General features: G+C 63.1%; 18 protein-coding genes. 1 reads left to right on the top strand and 17 read right to left on the bottom strand.

What is annotated here, in order from left to right; all coding sequences use genetic code 11:
* Positions 1-134 precede the first annotated feature (134 nt).
* Positions 135-1325 (top strand): cytochrome P450, encoded by a 1191-nt coding sequence (locus WAW17_RS29240; protein WP_422336350.1) that lies wholly within the window; start codon positions 135-137, stop codon positions 1323-1325.
* A gap of 193 nt (positions 1326-1518) precedes the next feature.
* On the opposite strand, the gene WAW17_RS29235 is transcribed toward WAW17_RS29240, so the two are convergent.
* The 17 genes from WAW17_RS29235 to WAW17_RS29155 all read right to left on the bottom strand — a co-directional run bounded on the left by WAW17_RS29235 (position 1519) and on the right by WAW17_RS29155 (position 18154).
* Positions 1519-1677, bottom strand: coding sequence for a hypothetical protein (locus tag WAW17_RS29235; RefSeq protein WP_422336349.1), 159 nt, complete (start codon positions 1675-1677; stop codon positions 1519-1521).
* Positions 1678-1747: 70 nt separating this feature from the next.
* Entirely contained in the window at positions 1748-2344 is a 597-nt protein-coding gene (locus WAW17_RS29230; protein WP_422336348.1) for a hypothetical protein, read from the bottom strand.
* Positions 2345-2391: 47 nt separating this feature from the next.
* A complete protein-coding gene (locus tag WAW17_RS29225) occupies positions 2392-3351 on the bottom strand; it encodes an MlaD family protein (RefSeq protein ID WP_422336347.1) in 960 nt (319 codons plus the stop codon).
* On the bottom strand, positions 3348-4340 hold the full coding sequence (locus WAW17_RS29220; RefSeq protein ID WP_422336346.1) for an MlaD family protein: 993 nt from the start codon (positions 4338-4340) through the stop codon (positions 3348-3350). Before WAW17_RS29220 ends, WAW17_RS29225 begins: the two co-directional genes overlap by 4 nt.
* On the bottom strand, positions 4337-5458 hold the full coding sequence (locus WAW17_RS29215) for an MlaD family protein (RefSeq protein WP_422336345.1): 1122 nt from the start codon (positions 5456-5458) through the stop codon (positions 4337-4339). Before WAW17_RS29215 ends, WAW17_RS29220 begins: the two co-directional genes overlap by 4 nt.
* A 37-nt stretch (positions 5459-5495) precedes the next feature.
* Positions 5496-6503 (bottom strand): MlaD family protein, encoded by a 1008-nt coding sequence (locus tag WAW17_RS29210; RefSeq protein ID WP_422336344.1) that lies wholly within the window; start codon positions 6501-6503, stop codon positions 5496-5498.
* Positions 6500-7513 (bottom strand): MlaD family protein, encoded by a 1014-nt coding sequence (locus WAW17_RS29205; protein ID WP_422336343.1) that lies wholly within the window; start codon positions 7511-7513, stop codon positions 6500-6502. Before WAW17_RS29205 ends, WAW17_RS29210 begins: the two co-directional genes overlap by 4 nt.
* Positions 7510-8586, bottom strand: a complete 1077-nt coding sequence (locus WAW17_RS29200) for an Mce family protein (RefSeq protein WP_422336342.1) — start codon at positions 8584-8586, stop codon at positions 7510-7512. Before WAW17_RS29200 ends, WAW17_RS29205 begins: the two co-directional genes overlap by 4 nt.
* 10 nt (positions 8587-8596) lie before the next feature.
* Entirely contained in the window at positions 8597-9418 is an 822-nt protein-coding gene (locus WAW17_RS29195) for an MlaE family ABC transporter permease (RefSeq protein WP_422336341.1), read from the bottom strand.
* Positions 9418-10227 carry an MlaE family ABC transporter permease gene (locus tag WAW17_RS29190; RefSeq protein WP_422336351.1) on the bottom strand — a complete coding sequence of 270 codons (810 nt, stop codon included), beginning with the start codon at positions 10225-10227 and terminating at the stop codon, positions 9418-9420. The genes WAW17_RS29195 and WAW17_RS29190 overlap by 1 nt, the downstream gene beginning before the upstream one ends.
* Before the next feature lie 228 nt (positions 10228-10455).
* Positions 10456-11499, bottom strand: a complete 1044-nt coding sequence (locus WAW17_RS29185; protein ID WP_422336340.1) for an ABC transporter ATP-binding protein — start codon at positions 11497-11499, stop codon at positions 10456-10458.
* A 286-nt stretch (positions 11500-11785) separates the two neighbouring features.
* A complete protein-coding gene (locus tag WAW17_RS29180; RefSeq protein ID WP_422336339.1) occupies positions 11786-13441 on the bottom strand; it encodes an FAD-dependent oxidoreductase in 1656 nt (551 codons plus the stop codon).
* Between the two features lie 33 nt (positions 13442-13474).
* Positions 13475-14818, bottom strand: coding sequence for an NlpC/P60 family protein (locus WAW17_RS29175; RefSeq protein WP_422336338.1), 1344 nt, complete (start codon positions 14816-14818; stop codon positions 13475-13477).
* Positions 14819-15022: 204 nt separating this feature from the next.
* Complete coding sequence (locus WAW17_RS29170; RefSeq protein ID WP_422336337.1) at positions 15023-15640, bottom strand: TetR/AcrR family transcriptional regulator; 618 nt, start codon at positions 15638-15640, stop codon at positions 15023-15025.
* A gap of 120 nt (positions 15641-15760) precedes the next feature.
* Complete coding sequence (locus WAW17_RS29165) at positions 15761-16996, bottom strand: cytochrome P450 (RefSeq protein ID WP_422336336.1); 1236 nt, start codon at positions 16994-16996, stop codon at positions 15761-15763.
* A gap of 23 nt (positions 16997-17019) precedes the next feature.
* Positions 17020-17238, bottom strand: a complete 219-nt coding sequence (locus WAW17_RS29160) for a ferredoxin (RefSeq protein ID WP_422336335.1) — start codon at positions 17236-17238, stop codon at positions 17020-17022.
* A 40-nt stretch (positions 17239-17278) separates the two neighbouring features.
* On the bottom strand, positions 17279-18154 hold the full coding sequence (locus tag WAW17_RS29155) for an SDR family NAD(P)-dependent oxidoreductase (protein ID WP_422336334.1): 876 nt from the start codon (positions 18152-18154) through the stop codon (positions 17279-17281).
* Positions 18155-18375 lie beyond the last annotated feature (221 nt).

Genomic DNA, 18375 nt, shown 5'->3' with positions numbered 1-18375 from the left:
CTGAAAGTGCTTTCTGATGCGGCGGATAATCTGGACTTCAACGACCCTGATCATCCCAGCTCAGAAGGCACTTTCCTCATTCACACGCCGACGCGGCCACCAAGATCTTCCACGGATTCAGGCTAAGGAAACCCATGAGCACCCTCGAACCCACCAGCACCTGCCCGGTCCACAGCCTCAATCCCTTCGAGCCACGCCCGGCCGGGGAATGGATCGCGGAATACGACAGACTCCGCGACGAGGCACCCATCGTGCAAAACACGTTCGGTAATCCGCATTACATCGTGACCGGGTACGACGACATTCTTTCCGTCTACCAAGACCCCGAGACATTCTCGAGCAGGGCAGTGACGGTGTTCGATCCTGATCCGACGTACAAGTGGATTCCCGAGATGCTCGACGGAAACGAGCATCTTCAGTGGCGCAAGCAGCTCGGGCCGTTGTTCTCGCCGAAGGCCATGGAGCGCCTCGAGGAAAAGGTGCGCGGACGCGCGATCGATCTCATCGAGGCTATCGCCGGCCGGGACAACTGCGATTTCATGGAAGATTTCGCGTTCCAGTACCCGACCTCGATCTTTCTCGAGCTGATGGGACTCCCCGTCGAGGACCTCGACAAATTGATGATTTGGGAGCACGAAATTCTCCATACCACCGGTGTGGGCGAGGAAGTGGGGGTTCGGAAGCTCGCGGCGATGAACGCCGTGATCACGTACTTCGGGACGATCATCGACGAACGCCGGAAGAACCCCCAGGACGACCTCATCAGCCAGGCGCTGACATTCGAGATCGACGGCAAGCCCGTCACCCAAGCGGACATGAACTCGTTCTGCCTGCTCATGTTCATGGCGGGTATGGACACCGTCTCCGCCACGCTGGGGCTGATCTTCCATCATCTGGCGGAGAATCCCGACGACCGGCAGCGCCTCGTCGACGACCCGGACCTCATTCCCACCGCGATCGAAGAATTCATCCGCGCCTATGCCATCGTGATCCCCGCACGACAGGCCACAAAGGACACCGAGATCGCAGGATGCCCGATTCGCGCCGGTGAGATGGTCTCACTGCCCTTGAATTCAGCTACTCGCGACGAGACTGCATTCGACGACGCCACGACCGTCAAGATCGACCGAACCCCGAACAACCACATCGGCTTCGGCGCCGGACCACATCGCTGTCTCGGTTCCCACCTCGCTCGGCGCGAACTCAAGATCGCACTGGAGGAGTGGCACAAGCGGATTCCGAACTACCGTCTCGCAGAAGGCGCCTCTCCGAAGGAGACCGGTTCACAGCTCGGGCTCGATTCCGTTCCGCTGGTGTTGAATTAACTGGACCTCCCGATCCTGATCGAAGCAGGCAGGCTTGGCATTTCCAAGGCCACGCTGGTACTGCACCGCTGAGTCGATGAACTCGCCGGTGCAGTACCACTGCGTAGCACGGCAGCTTGCTGTGGGCACGCCAACCACTGCCGTGCAGAATACGCCCGACCTTCTTCACATCCACAAACACCATGTAGCCCCGCTACAACCTTGCGTAGCGGCCGCGCCGCGGTGCCGCGAGGCGCGGGGTGAAGGACTCTCTCCCGTTGAATTCCGGTGACATCAACGCCAACTGGGCGGACGGGCACTTCCTCGCTTCCTGTTCCAGGACGTTGACGAGTGGGCCCGCTGGAGCAATCATCTGGGGACCGTCCTCGAGCGTCGGGAAGGTTGTCGATGGAACTGAAGTCCGGGTCCAGAACTCGAAAGACTCACCGACCTCCGTCGGGCAAAGCGTCCGCTCCGACACCACTGATCTCAGTGATCGCCCACTCGTCGTCGCTGTCCATGCTGAGCCGATACGTCGCGGTGGACTGGATTCCCTCGGGGGCCTGAGCGTTCGTGGTTTGCACACTCACGAAACAGTCCACAGTGTAGGTTCCGTCGGGACCGGCTGTGGCCTTTGCGGTGATGGGAACCGCCGTCGAGGCCCATTGCAGCGGAACGATGATCTGTTCCATCGACGTCGCAGCCTTCGAGAGACGTTCCTTCAGTGCGGGAGTGGTGCCTGAGACGAGTCTGTTCCTCCACGCATCGAGATCCCGGAAGTCCATCTCGGCAGCACCGACCGCATAGTCGAGTGCGACCTGTTCTGCCTGCTCGCGCGCTGCCGCGTCGGCGAGATGCGCATCGAGTTCGCTGTTCGCGTCGGCCCATTGCCAGCCCACGATTCCGAGAGCGGCGACGAGCCCTACACCGACGGCGCCGACTACGGCCCGCGGTGTGGTCCAGCGCCGCTTATTGCTGTTCGAGTTGCCGATGTCGTGCTGCTCGTCCAGCGAGTTGGCTTTCGTGAGTGTCGTGTTCATGGTGATCCTCGTCGTCGTAGATCGCAGTGGGTGTTGGCGGGAAGTGGTCAGTTTCCAGGTGTCTCCAGGTTAAGAGTGAGGGCGTCTCCGGATTCGGTCGAGGCGAGGACCTTGTTCAGCAGGGTGCCGATGTCCATCGCGCGGATGCTGTTCGAGGCTTCCGACACCGCCGGCAGCAGGTTGACGCCGATGACCTCGAGATCCGCGGCCGTCGCGTCCAGGAACTTCTGCAGCTCTCCGATGAACGGGCTGGCACCGAACTTGATGCCTGCATTGAGCGGACCACGATCGGAGGCGAAGCGGATACCCGCGAGCAAATCGGTGAACCCGCTCCCGAACTCGGCGACGCGCGGTTCGGTGGCGCGCAACCCGTCGGGGATGGATCCACTGTCGAGCAGAAGGGGCTGCACTGTTCGAAGCAGAGTGGTGAAATTGTCGGAGTTCTGGGTGAGCGTGGCTGCCATGAGCTCGCCCGCCCTCGAGAGGTTCCCGTGTACCCGCGGATCGTCGGGAAGCGCGACATCGAGTGTATTGAAGATCTCGCGGACGCCTTCCGGGTCGACCTGGGTGAGGAGGCCGGTCAGTCTCTCCGAGAGCTCCTCGAATGTGGTCGGCACAATCACCTGGGAGGACGGCACGACCGCGGCGTCCTCGAGATACGGTCCGGACCCGGACCGGGACGACACCGCGAGGAACGGTTCGCCGAGCGCCGACAGGTTATCCAGCCGTATCGTGCTGTCGACTGCAATGGGCTTGTCGCGATCGTATTTCCACGCCACATCGATGCCGTCAGCCGACGCGGTGATGTCGGTGACTTCCCCGATTTCGATGCCCCGCATCAGTACGCGTGACCCCACCACCAGCCCATTGGTGTCGGGCACTTCGACCCGCGCAGTGTACACGTCCTCCATGAAACCGGTCCGGAGCCCGGACTGGATCATGTAGACGAAGGACAGGACAGCGATCACCACCATGCCGGTGACCGAAAAGGCAGTTCGCCGAATCACTTCACAGCTCCCAACATTCGCAGGATGTCTTCGACATCGGATACGAGTTGCTCGCCGTCCGCCGATTCCACCGACACAACATCGACGGAGGGGTGCTGCGCAAACGGAATCAACGTTGTCCGAAGGAAATTGGACAGTTCCACACCCGACGAGAGCGCACCGCTGGAGACCTCGGCCGTATCGGCCAGCGATTCGAACATCGGGATCAGCCAGAGGCCGCCCTCGTACAGGCTTCCCACGGACGGGAGGATCTGCCCGATGTGCGAGACGACGTCCACGGCGAGTCGCCGCCAGTAGTGCACGGTCGACGGGTCGAAGATAGTCGCGAGAGAATCCGCATTGTCGTTCAACGTGACTGCGGTCGTATTCAATCCGCCGAGCATGCGGTCGATCTCCGCGGTGCGTCCACCGAGGTCGTGCAGGTCGACGGACACGACTGATGCGAGACGCTCGATGTCGGGTACGGCCGGCATGACCGTGTTGACCCGGGCCATGACATCCTCGATGCGGCGGATGCTGCCCCCGTTCACGAACGTGGCCAACACCGCCATGGTGTCCTCGAGCTGCGGCGGTGACGTCGTGCGATCCTGCGGTATGGTCGCCCCTTCTCCCAGGTACTCCCCTGCCGCAGCCTGGGGGTCTCGCAGGAGGGCGACGTAGGTGTCACCGAGCAGTGTGTTCTGGCGGACGATCGCTCTGACACCGGCCGGAACCCTTGTGTCGGATCGGATTCCGGCGAGTACGGCAACGCTGTCTTCGAGGACGTCGACGCCGCGCACCTCACCGACACGCACACCATCCATGATCACGTCCGCGCCGGCGGGAAGATTCATCACGCTGTCGAACGCGATGGAGATTTCGTACCCGTCTCCGATACCACCGCGCACTGACGGCAGGTCTTCAGGACGCAGTGAGCACGCCGACGCGAGGAGGACCAGTGCCAGCGCCGTCACCGCTCGAAGCGTGCGTCCGATCGTTGTCGATGTCATCGCGTCGCTCCGTTCGAGCCGAGCAGACCCATCAGGCCTTCAGGCGAGACCTGAGTACCCGATCCTGCGTGCTTGCAGCTGCCGGGGCTCAGGCCTTCCAACAGCGCACAGAGCCTCGACGCATCGGCTTCGCTCAGCGTTACCTGGGGCGGCGCGAACTGTGCGGTCAGTGCAGCGGCGTCGGTGGTCTGCTGGTCCACGGCCCCCGACATCGCAGGGACCGAGGAAACGAGGCTGCTGATGTCGGCGGACCTTCCGGCGGCCAGAGCTATGGCGTCGGTGGCGGGACCGTGCACGAACGGCCAGATCTCGTCTCCGTAATTGCCCTGGATGTCGTCGAGTAGAGCGACGAGCCAGCCGATACCTACGCACACGTCGATGGTGCCGGGCCACAAGTCGATGCCGGCGTTGACCACATCCGGCATCACATCGACGATGCTCTTGATCGCCGCCCACTCGGTGAGCGCCTCGTCGGTCAGGGGAGCCATGTTCTCGATCGAGGAACCGATGTCCGCGACGAACCGGTCGGGGTTCTCCGTGGCGTTCGCGGCATGCAGCATCATCGTCCGGGCATTCTCACCCTGCCCGCGCAGTGCCTGGTTCAAGCCGGACACTGCCATCTGGATGGTCTCGTCCCCTCCTTCGGGGGACAGGGCCTCGATGAAATCTGCTGCTGACCCGACCACCTCGGAGATGGTTTTCGGAGTGTGACCGTTCTTCAACGGGATGCAGGACGCCGGTTCGAGCTTCGGACCGGACTGGTAGTTCCCCACGAGTTCGAGGCTGCGATCCGCAAGTATCGACTTCGATCGCGTCACCGCCTTCACATCCGCCGGGAAGATGCGCCCCCCGTCGGTGGTGAATACGACCTCGACATGTCCGCCCTTGTTCACGACGGAATCGACGCGTCCCACCGAAAATCCCATCTGCGTGACGGGGTTTCCGGGGTACAGGCCGACACCGTCGGGCATCTCGGCGCAGAACCTCCCGGATTGCACACCGCCGTCGATCGATTGTGCGCCCGTGACCCCGACACCGCATGAGCATGCAAGCGCGGTGACGGTCAGCGCGATGATTGCCAACGTCTTCGTTTTCTTCACAAACAGCCCGCCGTTCATGTCAACACTGCAGTTCTTGTGGGTATCGCCGGCGTGGTCAGCATTGGCGCCCCGCGACCGGAATACAGATGTCCGATGCCATGAGGGTGCCGCCACCGATCTCGGCCACGCCCTCGGGAGTCAGCCAGTTCGCGAGTTGGTCCCGGGTAGCGGTGAGGGCGTCGATCGAGGGACCCATGGTTGCGTTGAATTCCTCGATCATTCCGCGTACCTGACCGATTCCCGCGGCTACTTCCTCCCGGTGGTCGAGGTAGTACTCCTCGTAGGGAGCCACAGTCATCAACACGTGGCCGAGTAGGCGGTAAGCCTCATTGAAGCCCGCGTGGGTGGTGTTGTAGGTCTGGAAGACGATGTCGATCTCACGGATCAGGTGGAACACCATGTCACGACTGGCGTTGAAGGTGGTCAGGTACTCCGACGCGAGGCTCGCGACGGTGTGGACCTGCGCGCGCTGGTGGTCCATGACCCGAGCCACTGCATTCATGCCGGAGATCACCGACTCGACCGACCCGGGGTTGTTCTGCAACGCCTGTGCGACCTGTGCGAGGTTGGCATCGATGTCCGTGCCGTCGACGTTGTCGGTGACGGTCGGTGCCGCCTGCAGGACGTCACCGATCGAGTACGGCACCGTCACCTGACCTGCGGGGATCACCGAATCGCCCACCGGGGTCTCGCCGAGCGGAACAAGTGTCACGGCGTAGCCGCCGACCGGGGTGAGCATCCGGACCTCGACCCGCGACTCGGTGCCGATGACCATGTCGTCCTCGACCTCCATGGTGACGCGGACCGCGGAGTTGCCGAGTTCCATGTTCGACACCTTGCCGACCGACACGCCGGCAACCCGTACGTCCTGCCCGACGGAGATCGCCGAGACATCGGTGGCCTCGAACGCCACTGTCCTGCGCCCGGGCGGATTCATGTAGAGCACTGCCGTCGCGACGAGGGCCAGGACGGCCGTTACGGCGACGCACGCGCCGATCCGGGTGTCGGTGTTCAGCCACGACACCACACGGCCCGAGCCGCGCGTGCGCTTCTTCGCTGTCACGATGCGCTGCATATGACGACCTCACTCCCGTTCAGAAGAACCTGGACATCGGTCGGCAACTGGGCAAGACCGTGCGTGCTTCCCGCTCCCGCACCGGTGGGTGCGCTCGCCGGAACCTGTAATCCCGCAACGGCGGGAGGCAGGAGCCGGATGGCCTCGGCGGCCTCTTCGAGCGAGGCGAAGGCGGAAGCCACCATCTCGTCGACATTCATGCCGGGCTGTAGCCCGAAGGTATCGAGAAGACGCTTGATCGGGGTGAGAAATTGGGGTCCGTATGACGCGGTTTTCGGAAACTCGTCCAGAACCGTCATCGCCTTGGCGATCGGAAAGCTCACGGATCGAAGGAATTCCACGACGCCGTCGGAGCGACCCCCCATGCTGTCCGAAATTCGTGCCAGATTGTCCGCGAGTGTCGAGATCACCTGCTCCCGGTCGGTTGCGAGGTCGGCAAGCTTCTGGGCGTCGTCCATCATGGGCTCGAGCCCTCCTCCGTCGCCCTGCAGCAGTGCGATCGCATTCTCGCTGAAGCGGTTGATGTCCTCGGTGCTCATCGTTGCCAGGACGGGCTGCAGCCCGTTGAACAGTTCCGTGATGTCGAAGGACGGTCGAGTGTTGTCGAGGCCGACATGGTCGACCGGCGCCCCGGGCTGCTCCCCGAAATCGGCATCGATGTAGCGCACGCCGGTCAGGTTCTGGTATTTCACGGAGAGGGTCGTGGCATCGGTGAGCCGGTACGGGTCTTCCATCGTGAAGCGCACCTCGGCGATCGTGTCGCCGTCGCGGCGGTGCAGATCGATGGATTCGACCTTGCCGATGCGTACGCCGCGCGTGCGGATGTCGCCGTTGGAGCCGAGACCTGACACGTCGGTGAACTCCGCCGTATAGGTATGGGTGGGCCCATCCACCGGGCTGCGCATCGCGCTGAGGACGAGCATGAACAGCATTGCCGAAACACCGGCCGCGACCAGGAGTTTGATGATCGTTGCGATGTAGGTCGCGCGTGTGGTCATTTCCCGTCCCCATCCACTACCGGAGCTGCACCGAGACCGAGCGGGGCCGTGAACGCGGGCAATCCGTCGACCAGCACACGCAATCGGAGACGCTGTCCATCCTCTGTTTCCACGAACGCCGAGTCGAGCCGGCGGACGATATCCCGGACCGCTGCGGGGTTCATACCCTCGTTGACGAGATGCGGAATCACGTCGGATGCTTCGACGACCGCACTGATCAGAGGTGTCAGTTCAGCGCCGTGCGAGGCCAGCAAGGCACCCGCCTGCCCGAACAGCTGGTTCGCGGCAAGCGTGAGTCCCGCATCGGCCTCGTCGAATACGGCATCGTCGACTCCGATCGATCCGTCGGGAAGCCTGTTGTAGTTGCTGTCATAGATGTGCATGAGCGATTGGATGGCCTGGTCGCTGAAACCTGGCATCGCTTCGAGGATGTCGTTGAAGTACCCGATCTGGATGCTGGGGAGCTCCTGTTGTGTCTCCGCAATGCGATCGGCCACCAGCAGACCCGTGTCGATCCAGGGTGTGAGGCCGTCGAGGTAGTGAACGGACTTGTCCAGAGACGTGATCATGCTGTCGGTGAGGGTGCCGTCGATTGTCAGCGAACCCTGTTCGATCATCGTCGACATCGTGAAGTCGCCTTCGGGTTCGCGTACCAGCTGCATGCCGGACTCGAGCGGCGCCCCTCCGGGTCGCGCAAGGATGTTCACCGCAGAAGTCCCGAAATAGTTTTCGGGGCGAAAATCGAGTTGGAACTCGTCCGTGAGCCCGTCGATCTGGCCCTCATCGAGCACCATATGCATCTGCACCCATTCGGATTCCGTTCGCTCGAGTGCGGTCACGTGACCGACGGACTGTCCGTGCAGCACCACCTTGGTCCCCTCGGACACACCGGGACCGACGTAGGCAACGTCCACCGCCACCTCGATTCCCTTCGGTGCGGTCAGCTTCGGATACGCCGTCACCGCCCCTACTGCAGCCACCCCCAGGAGCGCGATCGCCGCGATACCGGTGGTGGCCAGTCTCCGGGACTGATCTGCAGCTGTTCCGCGCAGGAAGTCCTGGCTTCTCGACATGGCTATTTCCTCATCCCTTGAAGACCAGTTCCGGACTAAGGCCCCAGATGATCACCGTCATAACGAAATTCAGAACGACGATGGCCACCAGGCTCGCGCGAATTGCGCGTCCCGACGCCGATCCGACACCGGCCGGGCCGCCCGACGCGAAGTACCCGTAGTAGCAATGGATCATCGTGACGACGGCGCAGAAGATCAGCGCCTTCCCGACGGATGCCACGAGATCCGGCATGTTCAGGAACTGCGCAAAATAGTGGTCGTATGTTCCACTCGGTTGACTGTGGAAGTTCTTCACCACGAGCCCACCGGTGAAGAAGGCAACGACAAGGGCCATCAGGTATCCGGGCAGAACGACGAGCATACTGCCGATCAGTCGTGGGCCAACGACGAACGGAATCGCTTGCAGACCAATCGATTCGGTTGCGTCGATCTCTTCGGAAATCCGCATGGATCCGATCTCGGCGGTCATTCTGCAGCCGGCCTGCGCGGCGAACCCGATCCCGGTGATGATCGGTGCGATCACCCGCACGTTGCCGAACGAGCCGATGATTCCGGTCAGGGCACCGAAGCCGAGGAGATCGAAGGCCATGAAGGCCTGGATCGCCACGACGGCTCCGACGGCGATTCCGAGGAAGAACATCAGGCTGATCACGCCACCGTCGACGACGAGCGAGCCGTTTCCCCAGGCCATGTTGTTCATGGTGGTGAGGGTTTGCTTCCGGTAATGCTTGATGGTTTTGGGAAGCAGGTAGATCGTCTTCGCGGTGAAGAGCACCACCTGGCCGATCTCCTCGACCGTACCCCGGAACTTGCTGACGATCTTCACGGGCATCACGCCAACCTCGCCGGGAAGAACATCATCTGCAGCTGGCTCACCAGAAGATTCGCCACGAAGATGCTGAAGACGCTGAGTACGACCGATGCGTTGACCGCATTGGCGACACCCGTAGGCCCGCCCTTCGCCTCGAGTCCGCGCAGCCCGGCGATGAGCACCACCATTGCCGCGAAGATCACGGACTTGAGCACCGAAAACACCAGGTCCGTGGGTGTCGCGAAAGCGCCGAACGACTGCCAGAAGCTTCCGGGTACGACGTCATTGACATTGGCCGAGATGATCAGGCCGGCAGACACACCGGCCGCAATGATGATGATGCACAGCATCGGTGCGATCGCGAGCATCGCAATGAAGCGTGGCACGACGAGACGCTGGACCGGGTCGATTCCCATCACGCGGATCGCCTCGATCTCCTCTCGGATGGACCGGGCACCGAGGTCGGACGCGATGGCCGACGCGGCGGCGCCGCTCATGAGCAACCCGGCGGCCATGGGCGCGCCCTGACCGACTACGCCGAGACCGCTCGCTGCGCCCGCAAGAGAGTTGGCGCCGACCTGGTTCATGATTCCGCCGACCTGCACCGATACTTCTGCGCCGATCGGGACCGCCATCAGAAGCGCCGGCAGTGCGGTCACTTTGAGGAGGATCCACATCTGCTCGATCACTTCCCGGACGGGCAGTCTCATCGCGAGTGTGTCGGTGACGCAGTAGCGCAGAACATTTCCGCCCAGGCGCGCCGAGCGTCCGATCGTCGCCAGCGAGGCGGCCGGCCTCTCGGTGAGGTAGCGTCCAATTCCGGCCATCATGGCCTTGCCGCGTCGCGACGGCAACGCCGCCACTCCGGCAGGCGCGGCAGCCATCCCTTCGGGCGAAAGTGTCATCTGGGTGCTCATCGTTCGACCACCTCGTAGTGCGAGGAAAGTGTCGTACAGCTCTGGGTTCTCACTCGTCAGTACCTTTCTCGTCGTCCGTCATCCGGAGAGGATGGCGGGCCGCCACGAAGCAACCGGTGCCGGCCGCGGGGGGCCGCGGAACTACCGCGACACCACCGGGATCAGCTCGGTCGGTGCGTCGGAGCCGGAATACCGGTAGTCGTGCTGTTCGGAGTCGAGGCTGTCGCTGATCGCACGTCGTGCAGCTTCCGGAAGCGTGTGAAGGATTGTCCGTACCCGGTTCTGCCTGCGGGCAACAGCCTGCCGCTCCGGCATGCCGGGCGTCGCCTTCATCTGCGGGACGATGCCCTCGACTTCGTCGACACCGCCGGCGTGGTGACCGGCATCCACGAGCGCCTGCTCGTGGGCCATCTGCGCCTCGTCCTTTTCCTCGGACATGCCGATGGGACCGATCGTTGTGCCGTTGAGGAACTGCTTGACCACCGGCTCATCCGAGGTGAGCAGCACCTCGCGGGGACCGAACATGACCAATTCGCGGCGGAACAACATGCCGATGTTGTCCGGCACCGTCCGCGCCAGGTTGATGTTGTGCGACACGATCAGGACCGTCGCGTCGATCTCCGCGTTGATGTCGATCAAGGTCTGCGAAATATAGGTGGTGCGAACAGGATCCAATCCTGAGTCCGGTTCGTCGACGAGGATGATCTCGGGATCGAGCACGAGAGCACGGGCGAGGCCGGCGCGCTTGCGCATACCGCCGGAGATCTCGCCCGGCAACTTGTCCTCGGCACCGAGCAGGCCGACGAGCTCGAGCTTGCTCATCACGACTCGGCGAATCTCGGACTCGGACTTCTTGGTGTGCTCGCGCAGGGGGAAGGCAACGTTGTCGTACAGGTTCATGGAGCCGAACAGCGCGCCGTCCTGGAACAGCACGCCGAACAGTTTGCGGATCTCGTAGAGTTCCTTGCTCGAGCACTGCATGATGTCGGTGCCATCGATGACGATGGAACCTTCCTCCGGTCGCAGTAGCCCGATGAGCGATTTGAGGAACACCGACTTGCCGGTGCCGGAGGGTCCGAGAAGTGCACTGACTTCTCCTGCTGGAAGAGTCAGCGTCACGTCCTTCCAGATACGTTGCGAACCGAACGACTTCGTCAATCCTGCGACCGAGACCTCGGCACCCATCGGTTTCCCTTCAGTCCGTCGCCCTCGTCGCGGTGTGCCGTCGACGGCGGCTATCGGCGGATCATCATGCGTTGACACTATTTTGGACTTGTCCGGCCTCGAATGTGCAAGGACCGGGAGGCGGGACCTGCTGTGACCAAAGTCCCTACAGTAGATAACTGTGATGCAAAGTACGAAATTTGTCAATCGTCGGCCACGGGTGCTGCACCTGTTGAATTCGAGCGAACGACAACAGAATCGGACGAAGACACGCCGATCGGACATATCGGGATGCGACGAACCACCGTTACGCGCGGACGGTGGCCTGTTCACCCAGCCCGATCGACACCATGTCTCGGGCATCGACCAGCTTCACCCACGGGCGACCGGCCGATCTCCCGACACTCCGCTCGTGCGCGTCGATACGGCGCCACGCCGGCAGATCGAGCCACTCCGGTCGGCAGCAACCCACGAACTCGACGAAGGCTCGCCGGTCGCCGGGTGGGCTAGTGAGCCGTCCGGCGGCAAAGTCCGAGACAATCGACGCCGCAGTTTCCGCCGAACACGTCTTGTTGGATCCGATAACGCCGCTAGGGCCCCGTTTGAGCCACCCTGCGGTGTAGACCCCGACGACAGGCATTTCCGAGCTGGGGTCGATCACAGCACCCGCGTGGTGGGGAATCAATCCTCGATCGTCGTCGAACGGCAGACCCGGAATCGGTACGCACCGGAATCCGATCGACCGGAGCACGAGCCCCGCGTCGAGTTCCTCGAATTCGCCCGTGGATCTCACTCCCCCATCGTCGGCGGCGTTCACCGCGACGCGCACGCCTTCGACGCGGTCCGCGCCGAGCACTTCCACGGGTGAGCGCAGGAACTGCAGGTGGATACGACGACGCCCCGGTAAGGCCTGCGTCGCGGCGTATCGGTCCACGATGTCGGCGCGAATCCGCTCGAGTGCAGAATGTTCCGCGCCGTGTGGATTCACACCGGATGCCGTCACGTCGACGCCGGGCAGTTCTCCGAGCCCGAGGAGTTCGGGTGTGCTGAAGGCCGCATCTGCCGAAACCCGCCGTCCCAAGACAACTACCTCGCGAATTCGACTTGCCGCGAGCGCCTCGAGGGCGTGTGCGGCGATGTCGGTGCCCATCAACCGGGACACATCGGAGGTCAAAATGCGGGCAACATCGAGCGCGACGTTTCCGTTCCCCACCACCACCGCGCGCTCACATGACAGATCGAATCGACGATTCGCCTGGTCGGGGTGGCCGTTGTACCACGCGACGAATTCCCGCGCGGAGACACTGCCGGGCAGGTCCTCTCCGGGCACCTGCATGGCTCGGTCCCCACTCGCCCCCGACGCGTACACCACCGCGTGGTGATGGCGGAGCAGATCCTCGTGGGTCACGTGCTGCCCGACCTCGACATTGAGGTACACGTCGACATTCTTGCGACCCATCGTTCGTGTGAATGCCAACGCCACCTTCTTGGTGCCCACGTGATCTGGCGCGACGCCGAAACGCACGAGCCCTCCTGGAAAAGGTAGCTTTTCGATGATCGACACCTCCACCTCGAGTCCACGCTGTGACGTGAGCGCGTCGGCAAGGTAGCAGGCCGACGGACCACTGCCCACGATCGCCACTCTCAGGACGCCCGCATCGGAGGTGACCGCAACGGGCTCGGGATCGGGCAGCGGCGAGGGCTCCGGGTTGTCCGCGTAGTACGCCGCGTTGATCTCGATGAACGGCCGCATTTCGGGCGTGACGTCCTCCGGTGGCACGATCGCATCCACCGGACATTCGTCCACGCACGCACCGCAATCGATACATTTCGCCGGATCGATGTAGAGCATCTCGGTGCGAGCGTGGGTCCGCTCCGCCGGTGTGGGATGGATGCAATCCACCGGACAGACCGCAACGCACGCGGCGTCGTTACAGCACGGCTGTGTCACCACGTGGGCCATCGTTGAATGCTCCTTAAGTTCGAAAAAGACGATTCAGGCGATCCGACGCGCTCGCATGTCGGCGAAGACGTCACCGACGCGCACGACGTCACCAGTAGTCGGCGCGTGGACCATCTGCCCACCACCGATGTAGATTCCGACGTGGCCTGGTCCGCCGGCCTGCCAGTTCCCGAAGACGAGGTCGCCAGGCAGCGCCTCGCTCATGGGAATCTCGGTTCCGATGCGCCATTGCATTTCGGATGTGCGCGGCAACGCTATTCCGGCAGCGGCGTGCATCGCGAACGAGGTGAGGCCGGAGCAGTCGAAGCCACCTCCAGAGGGCCCGTGGATGCTTCCACCGCCCCACACGTACGGCAATCCGAGGTAGCGGGATGCTTCGTCGATCACCCGCTGTCCCGCGTCACCCACAGAGAGGGCGAGTGCAATGAACGGCGACAGCATGCGCTCGAAGACCGGACGCGCAGACAGGATCTTTGCGACATACGGTTTCGTCTGGTTCTCGTAGTCGGGCAAGCCCGAGGGCATGCCACCGGATCTCAGGAGGGCTCCGAGTCCGGCGTTGTACGCAGCCAGCGTCAGAGCGAGGGTGTCCCCCTCGACCCGACCATCCTGCTTCCACTTCTCGATCTGGGACCAGCTGTCGCACAGCAGATTACCGGACGCCATGACCGGGTCGGCGATGCCGAGAACGTCCGCCTTCCCATCTCCGTCCGCATCCTTGCCATAAGCGTCCCACGTACCGAGCATGAACTGGCCGGGGCCACGAGCACCCGCCGGCGACACAGGCGCGGTCGGTCCGTAGCGGAATCCGTTCTCGACCGAGTAGAGCGCGGCGAGCACCGGTGCGGTGATCCCGTCGCACACCTCCCCTGCTTTCTTCAACCACGGAGCGAAGACCGCAACCGCCCCGATCGGAGCCAACGACGTGCCCGGCAGGATCGCCGAAACCTGGGGCAGCGTAGAACCACCCGTCGGACCGGCGGTCGCCCCCGCCGACATCGGCATACCGATCCCCCACGGACTCGGACCGCCGGCGGGCCCCGCCACGACGGGCGCGCTGTCCACTGCGCCTGCCGTGCCGGATTTCGGGTCGGCATCCGTTGCGGTGGAGAACCCTTCGGGAAGGTGCACCTCGATCTCCGCGGCGACCCGATCCGTCGTGTCGGCGACACGGCGTTCCACAGGCTCCCGAACAACCTCGGGCAGTGCCGCGATTGCGGCGTCGATGTCGGCATCGAGTTGTACCGCACCTTGTTCGACCGATCGGGTGAAGGCCGATACGTGTTGGTCGGCCTCGGACGGCAGATCGACCCCGAGCACGACTGCATTGACAGCAGTCGCCACCACGACGACCAATGACGATGGATCCACGGACATGGCAGATCACCTCTCGGAGCGAAAGACAAATCCCCGCGTTCTCGATCTCTGTCGATATCCGGCGGAGCCCGCTCTTCGCGGATCCTCGCTGGGACAGAGGCACAGGGACAAGCTACAAATTTCGTATTTTGTTTCACAAAATGCCCGCGAATGACACCACCCACGGGCAATCATGACGAGAATTCGAAACAGGTGGCCTAGCTGCTACGACTCCACTGCCGAAGCGGAAACAATGCCCGGCAGGAGCAAATTGGTGAGCAGCCGACGATTCTCCGGCGACTCCGGACCCCCGAAATCCATCCGGCCCACGAGAATCAATTCGACGAGGGTGATCCAATTGCAGATCTCCTCATCGGTCAGGCCCTCGCGGATTTCGCCACGCTCACGGGCGGCGACGATCAGCGGAGCCCACATCTCGTACGTCAGCCGGGAGGCAAGACTCGAACTTTCCGCGAGCGCTTTCGCGCCGTGGAGGTGCTCGGGACTGACGATCAACCGGATGGCGGGGTCGCGACGGCCCTTGTCGACGAGATACAGCAGCCCGTCGACGACCTGTTCACCGAATGTGGTTCGACCGCCGATATATTCGCGGGTCTGCTCGAAGAGCCTCCGCGAGCGGGCTTCGATCATGGCGGTTATCAGGGTATCGCGATCGCGGAAGTAGCGATAGATCGTGGGGCGCGATACGCCAGTTTCCTTCGCAACATCGTCGATCGTCGTCTTGGCGACCCCGAAACGCCCGATCACAGCTTCTGCCGCCGAGAGAATCTGTGAACGGGCAACCTCGGCATCGTCGCTGAGGACACCTTGACGTCGCGCCACGCACCCTCCTCGCGAGCCTCTTCATGCACGAACACCGGCAACAGTAGAGAAGTTACCCCACCCCGCTCGCCGGCGGCGAGCCACCGGTCGGTGGGTCGGCGTTCGGCGAGCGGGGATTTCTCAGGCCGTCGGGGTGAACTTGATCGGCAGGCGCATGCAACCACGCACCTGGCTCGCGTGCAGAACCGGCGGGTCCTCCGCGACCAGGTCGTAGTCCGGGATACGCCGATGGATCTCTTCCAGCGCAAGCGACAGTTCGATGCGTGCGAGGTGGGAACCCAGGCAGCGGTGCGGACCCGAGCCGAACGACAGGTGCCGGTTCGGATGGCGGTCGAGTTGCAGGTCGCCCGCGTCGTCGAATTCGTCGGGATCGCGGTTCGCAGAGCACAGCGTGAGGATCAGCTGATCCCCCTTCTTGATCTGCACGCCACCGAGTTCGACGTCGCGCGTCGCGCAACGGCCGGGAATCACGGCGGCCTCGATCCGCAGGATCTCCTCCACAGCACTCGGAATCAGCGACTCGTCCTCGATGAGCGCCTGGCGCTGGGCCGGGTTGTTCACCAGGTGGATGATCGACCAGGCGAGCGACCCCTGCACCGTGTGCAGACCTGCAATCAGCAGGAGGAAGAACATGCGGTAGAGCTCTTCGTCGGTCAGCAGCCGCTTGCCGTCTTCGAGTTCGACCTCGGTGTGGATGAGGGTCGAGGTGATGTCGTCCCCGGGATTCTCGCGGCGTTCCTGAACCATCTTGTGGAAGTAGCCGAACATCTCGAACCCGGCGGCGACCTGCGCCTGCTGGTTCTCTTCCGCGCTCAGGCCGGGCTTGCCCATGAGGACGGTGTCGGTCGCGTCGGTGAACACCGGAGCGTCTTCGAGGGGCCAGTCCATGAGCGCCAGGAAGACGCGGGTGGGCAGCTCGTGGGCGAACGCCGAAATGAACTCGGTCTCACCCTTGCCCGCGAAATCGTCGATCAATTCGTTGATCAGGGTACGGATCTGCTCCGTCAGCGCCTTCATTCGATTCGGGCTGAAGAGCGGCTGCATCGCGAGGCGATATCCGGTGTGCTCCGGCGGGTCGAGCTCGATGGGAATGAACTTGCCCATGCCTCCCGGTCCGGTGACAAGGTTGTTGGGGTAGCTCGAGAAGGTCTCCGGATCACGGAGCACTTCGTGGATCTCCTTGTAGCGGGTGACGATCCAATGCCCTCCATGCGTGGTGGAGTACACAACCGGGCCCTTGGATGCCAGTTCGGCGACCCGCTGCTGGACGTTGTCGACGGGCTGGGCGAGGGTTTGGTCGTAGATGTCGAAGTCCACGACGAGATCTTCGGGTAGTGCCTGTTCGGTAGTTGTCATAATATTCCTCGGAATGAAGTCCCTCAGCGGGATTCGATGGTCAGCGCACGCTCGGGGCAGACGATCGCCGCAGCCTCCGCGGCAGCCACATCGTCGTCGGACAGAAGGTTTCTCAGGACAACGGGATATCCCTGGTCGTCACACTCGATCAGCTGTGGGGACGTGGAGTAACACAGTCCGTGACCGGCACACGCCGAGGTATCCACGACGAGTTGTCGTGCCTGTTGTCGAGTATCGGACATGGTTCGAGTCCCTCCTTTCGAAAAGCCGCAGTGCCTCTGCTCAATTGGCGTTGTCGAGCGTGGGCGTCGGCTCGTCTTCAGGGAACATCATCGCGACGCGGGAGAGGGTGCCGCCGTCGGTGGCCGGCAGCGTCAGGCCCGTGATGTAGGCGGCGTCGTCCGAGACGAGGAACAGCGCAGCGCGCGCGTTGTCCAGGAGTGACGGCGGACGGTTGAGCTTGAGGGGAATGGGAGACACACCCGGATCCCACGGTCCCGCGATCTCCTCGTACGACTGTCCGACGACCGGAGTACCCGCCGGGGCAAGGAAGTTCGGCGACATGCCGTGCGTGGGTGCAATTGCGTTGACCCGGATGCCGTACTTGCCGAGATCGAGGCTCAGTCCGCGGACGAAGCCGTTGACGCCGGCCTTCGTCGCCGAGTAGAGCGCAATGCTGTGGTAGGCCGCAAACGATGCCGCCGAGGAGGTGGCGAGAATGCTTCCGCCGCCGTTCGCCCGGAGTGCGGGCACCGCTGCCTTCGCGGTGTAGACGACGCCGCTCAGGTTCACTCCGAGGACGTGCTGCCAGTCGGCGTCGGTGAGGTCCTGGAAATCGACCTGCTCACCGCCGGCGACGGACGGGACGCCACCGCGGGACACGACGCCCGCGTTCGCCCACGCGACGTCGAGCTTGCCGTACAGGTCGACGGTGGTGGCCACCGCGTCCACGACCTGCTGTTCCTTGCTCACGTCGGCGGTGATGGCGACAGCGGTTCCACCCTGCTGTTCCACCAGTTCGACTGTGCCCTTGGCACGCTCGGGATCGATGTCGACCACGGCGATCTTCGCTCCCTCGGAAGCGAACAGCTGGGATGCCTGTCGACCGAGACCGGAACCTGCGCCGGTGATGAGTACGACCTTGCCCTCGAGTTTCATGCGAGCTCCTTCGCCCGTTGGACCAAACCTGGTACGTCGTAATTGATTGCGCCGGAGAGGCTTTCCAGCAGTCCGGTAACTCGGCCGGGAAAGAGGCCGGTCTCGAGTACTACATCGGGCGCCTTCTCACGTGTGACCCACGTTACCGTCATAGTACATGTTACGTCAATCGACATTTGTAAACTGACTCGAAGTTGCTTCGCCGGTTCCGCGATGCACGA

This window comes from Rhodococcus sp. (in: high G+C Gram-positive bacteria) (assembly GCF_049286785.1).
GTDB lineage: Bacteria > Actinomycetota > Actinomycetes > Mycobacteriales > Mycobacteriaceae > Rhodococcus_F.
Note: the sequence above shows the minus strand (reverse complement) of the source record. Positions and strands in the feature narration are given on the sequence as shown.

Excerpts from the sequence above, each read along its gene's own strand:
- WAW17_RS29185 (WP_422336340.1), bottom strand. The coding sequence starts at position 11,499 with ATGGGTGCCGAGGTCTCGGTCGCAGGATTGACGAAGTCGTTCGGTTCG.
- WAW17_RS29220 (WP_422336346.1), bottom strand. The coding sequence starts at position 4,340 with ATGACATCGACAACGATCGGACGCACGCTTCGAGCGGTGACGGCGCTG.
- WAW17_RS29155 (WP_422336334.1), bottom strand. The coding sequence starts at position 18,154 with ATGAAACTCGAGGGCAAGGTCGTACTCATCACCGGCGCAGGTTCCGGT.
- WAW17_RS29165 (WP_422336336.1), bottom strand. The coding sequence starts at position 16,996 with ATGACAACTACCGAACAGGCACTACCCGAAGATCTCGTCGTGGACTTC.
- WAW17_RS29190 (WP_422336351.1), bottom strand. The coding sequence starts at position 10,227 with ATGATGGCCGGAATTGGACGCTACCTCACCGAGAGGCCGGCCGCCTCG.
- WAW17_RS29200 (WP_422336342.1), bottom strand. The coding sequence starts at position 8,586 with ATGTCGAGAAGCCAGGACTTCCTGCGCGGAACAGCTGCAGATCAGTCC.
- WAW17_RS29175 (WP_422336338.1), bottom strand. The coding sequence starts at position 14,818 with ATGTCCGTGGATCCATCGTCATTGGTCGTCGTGGTGGCGACTGCTGTC.
- WAW17_RS29180 (WP_422336339.1), bottom strand. The coding sequence starts at position 13,441 with ATGGCCCACGTGGTGACACAGCCGTGCTGTAACGACGCCGCGTGCGTT.
- WAW17_RS29160 (WP_422336335.1), bottom strand. The coding sequence starts at position 17,238 with ATGTCCGATACTCGACAACAGGCACGACAACTCGTCGTGGATACCTCG.
- WAW17_RS29205 (WP_422336343.1), bottom strand. The coding sequence starts at position 7,513 with ATGACCACACGCGCGACCTACATCGCAACGATCATCAAACTCCTGGTC.
- WAW17_RS29230 (WP_422336348.1), bottom strand. The coding sequence starts at position 2,344 with ATGAACACGACACTCACGAAAGCCAACTCGCTGGACGAGCAGCACGAC.
- WAW17_RS29195 (WP_422336341.1), bottom strand. The coding sequence starts at position 9,418 with ATGCCCGTGAAGATCGTCAGCAAGTTCCGGGGTACGGTCGAGGAGATC.
- WAW17_RS29240 (WP_422336350.1), top strand. The coding sequence starts at position 135 with ATGAGCACCCTCGAACCCACCAGCACCTGCCCGGTCCACAGCCTCAAT.
- WAW17_RS29235 (WP_422336349.1), bottom strand. The coding sequence starts at position 1,677 with ATGATTGCTCCAGCGGGCCCACTCGTCAACGTCCTGGAACAGGAAGCG.
- WAW17_RS29215 (WP_422336345.1), bottom strand. The coding sequence starts at position 5,458 with ATGAACGGCGGGCTGTTTGTGAAGAAAACGAAGACGTTGGCAATCATC.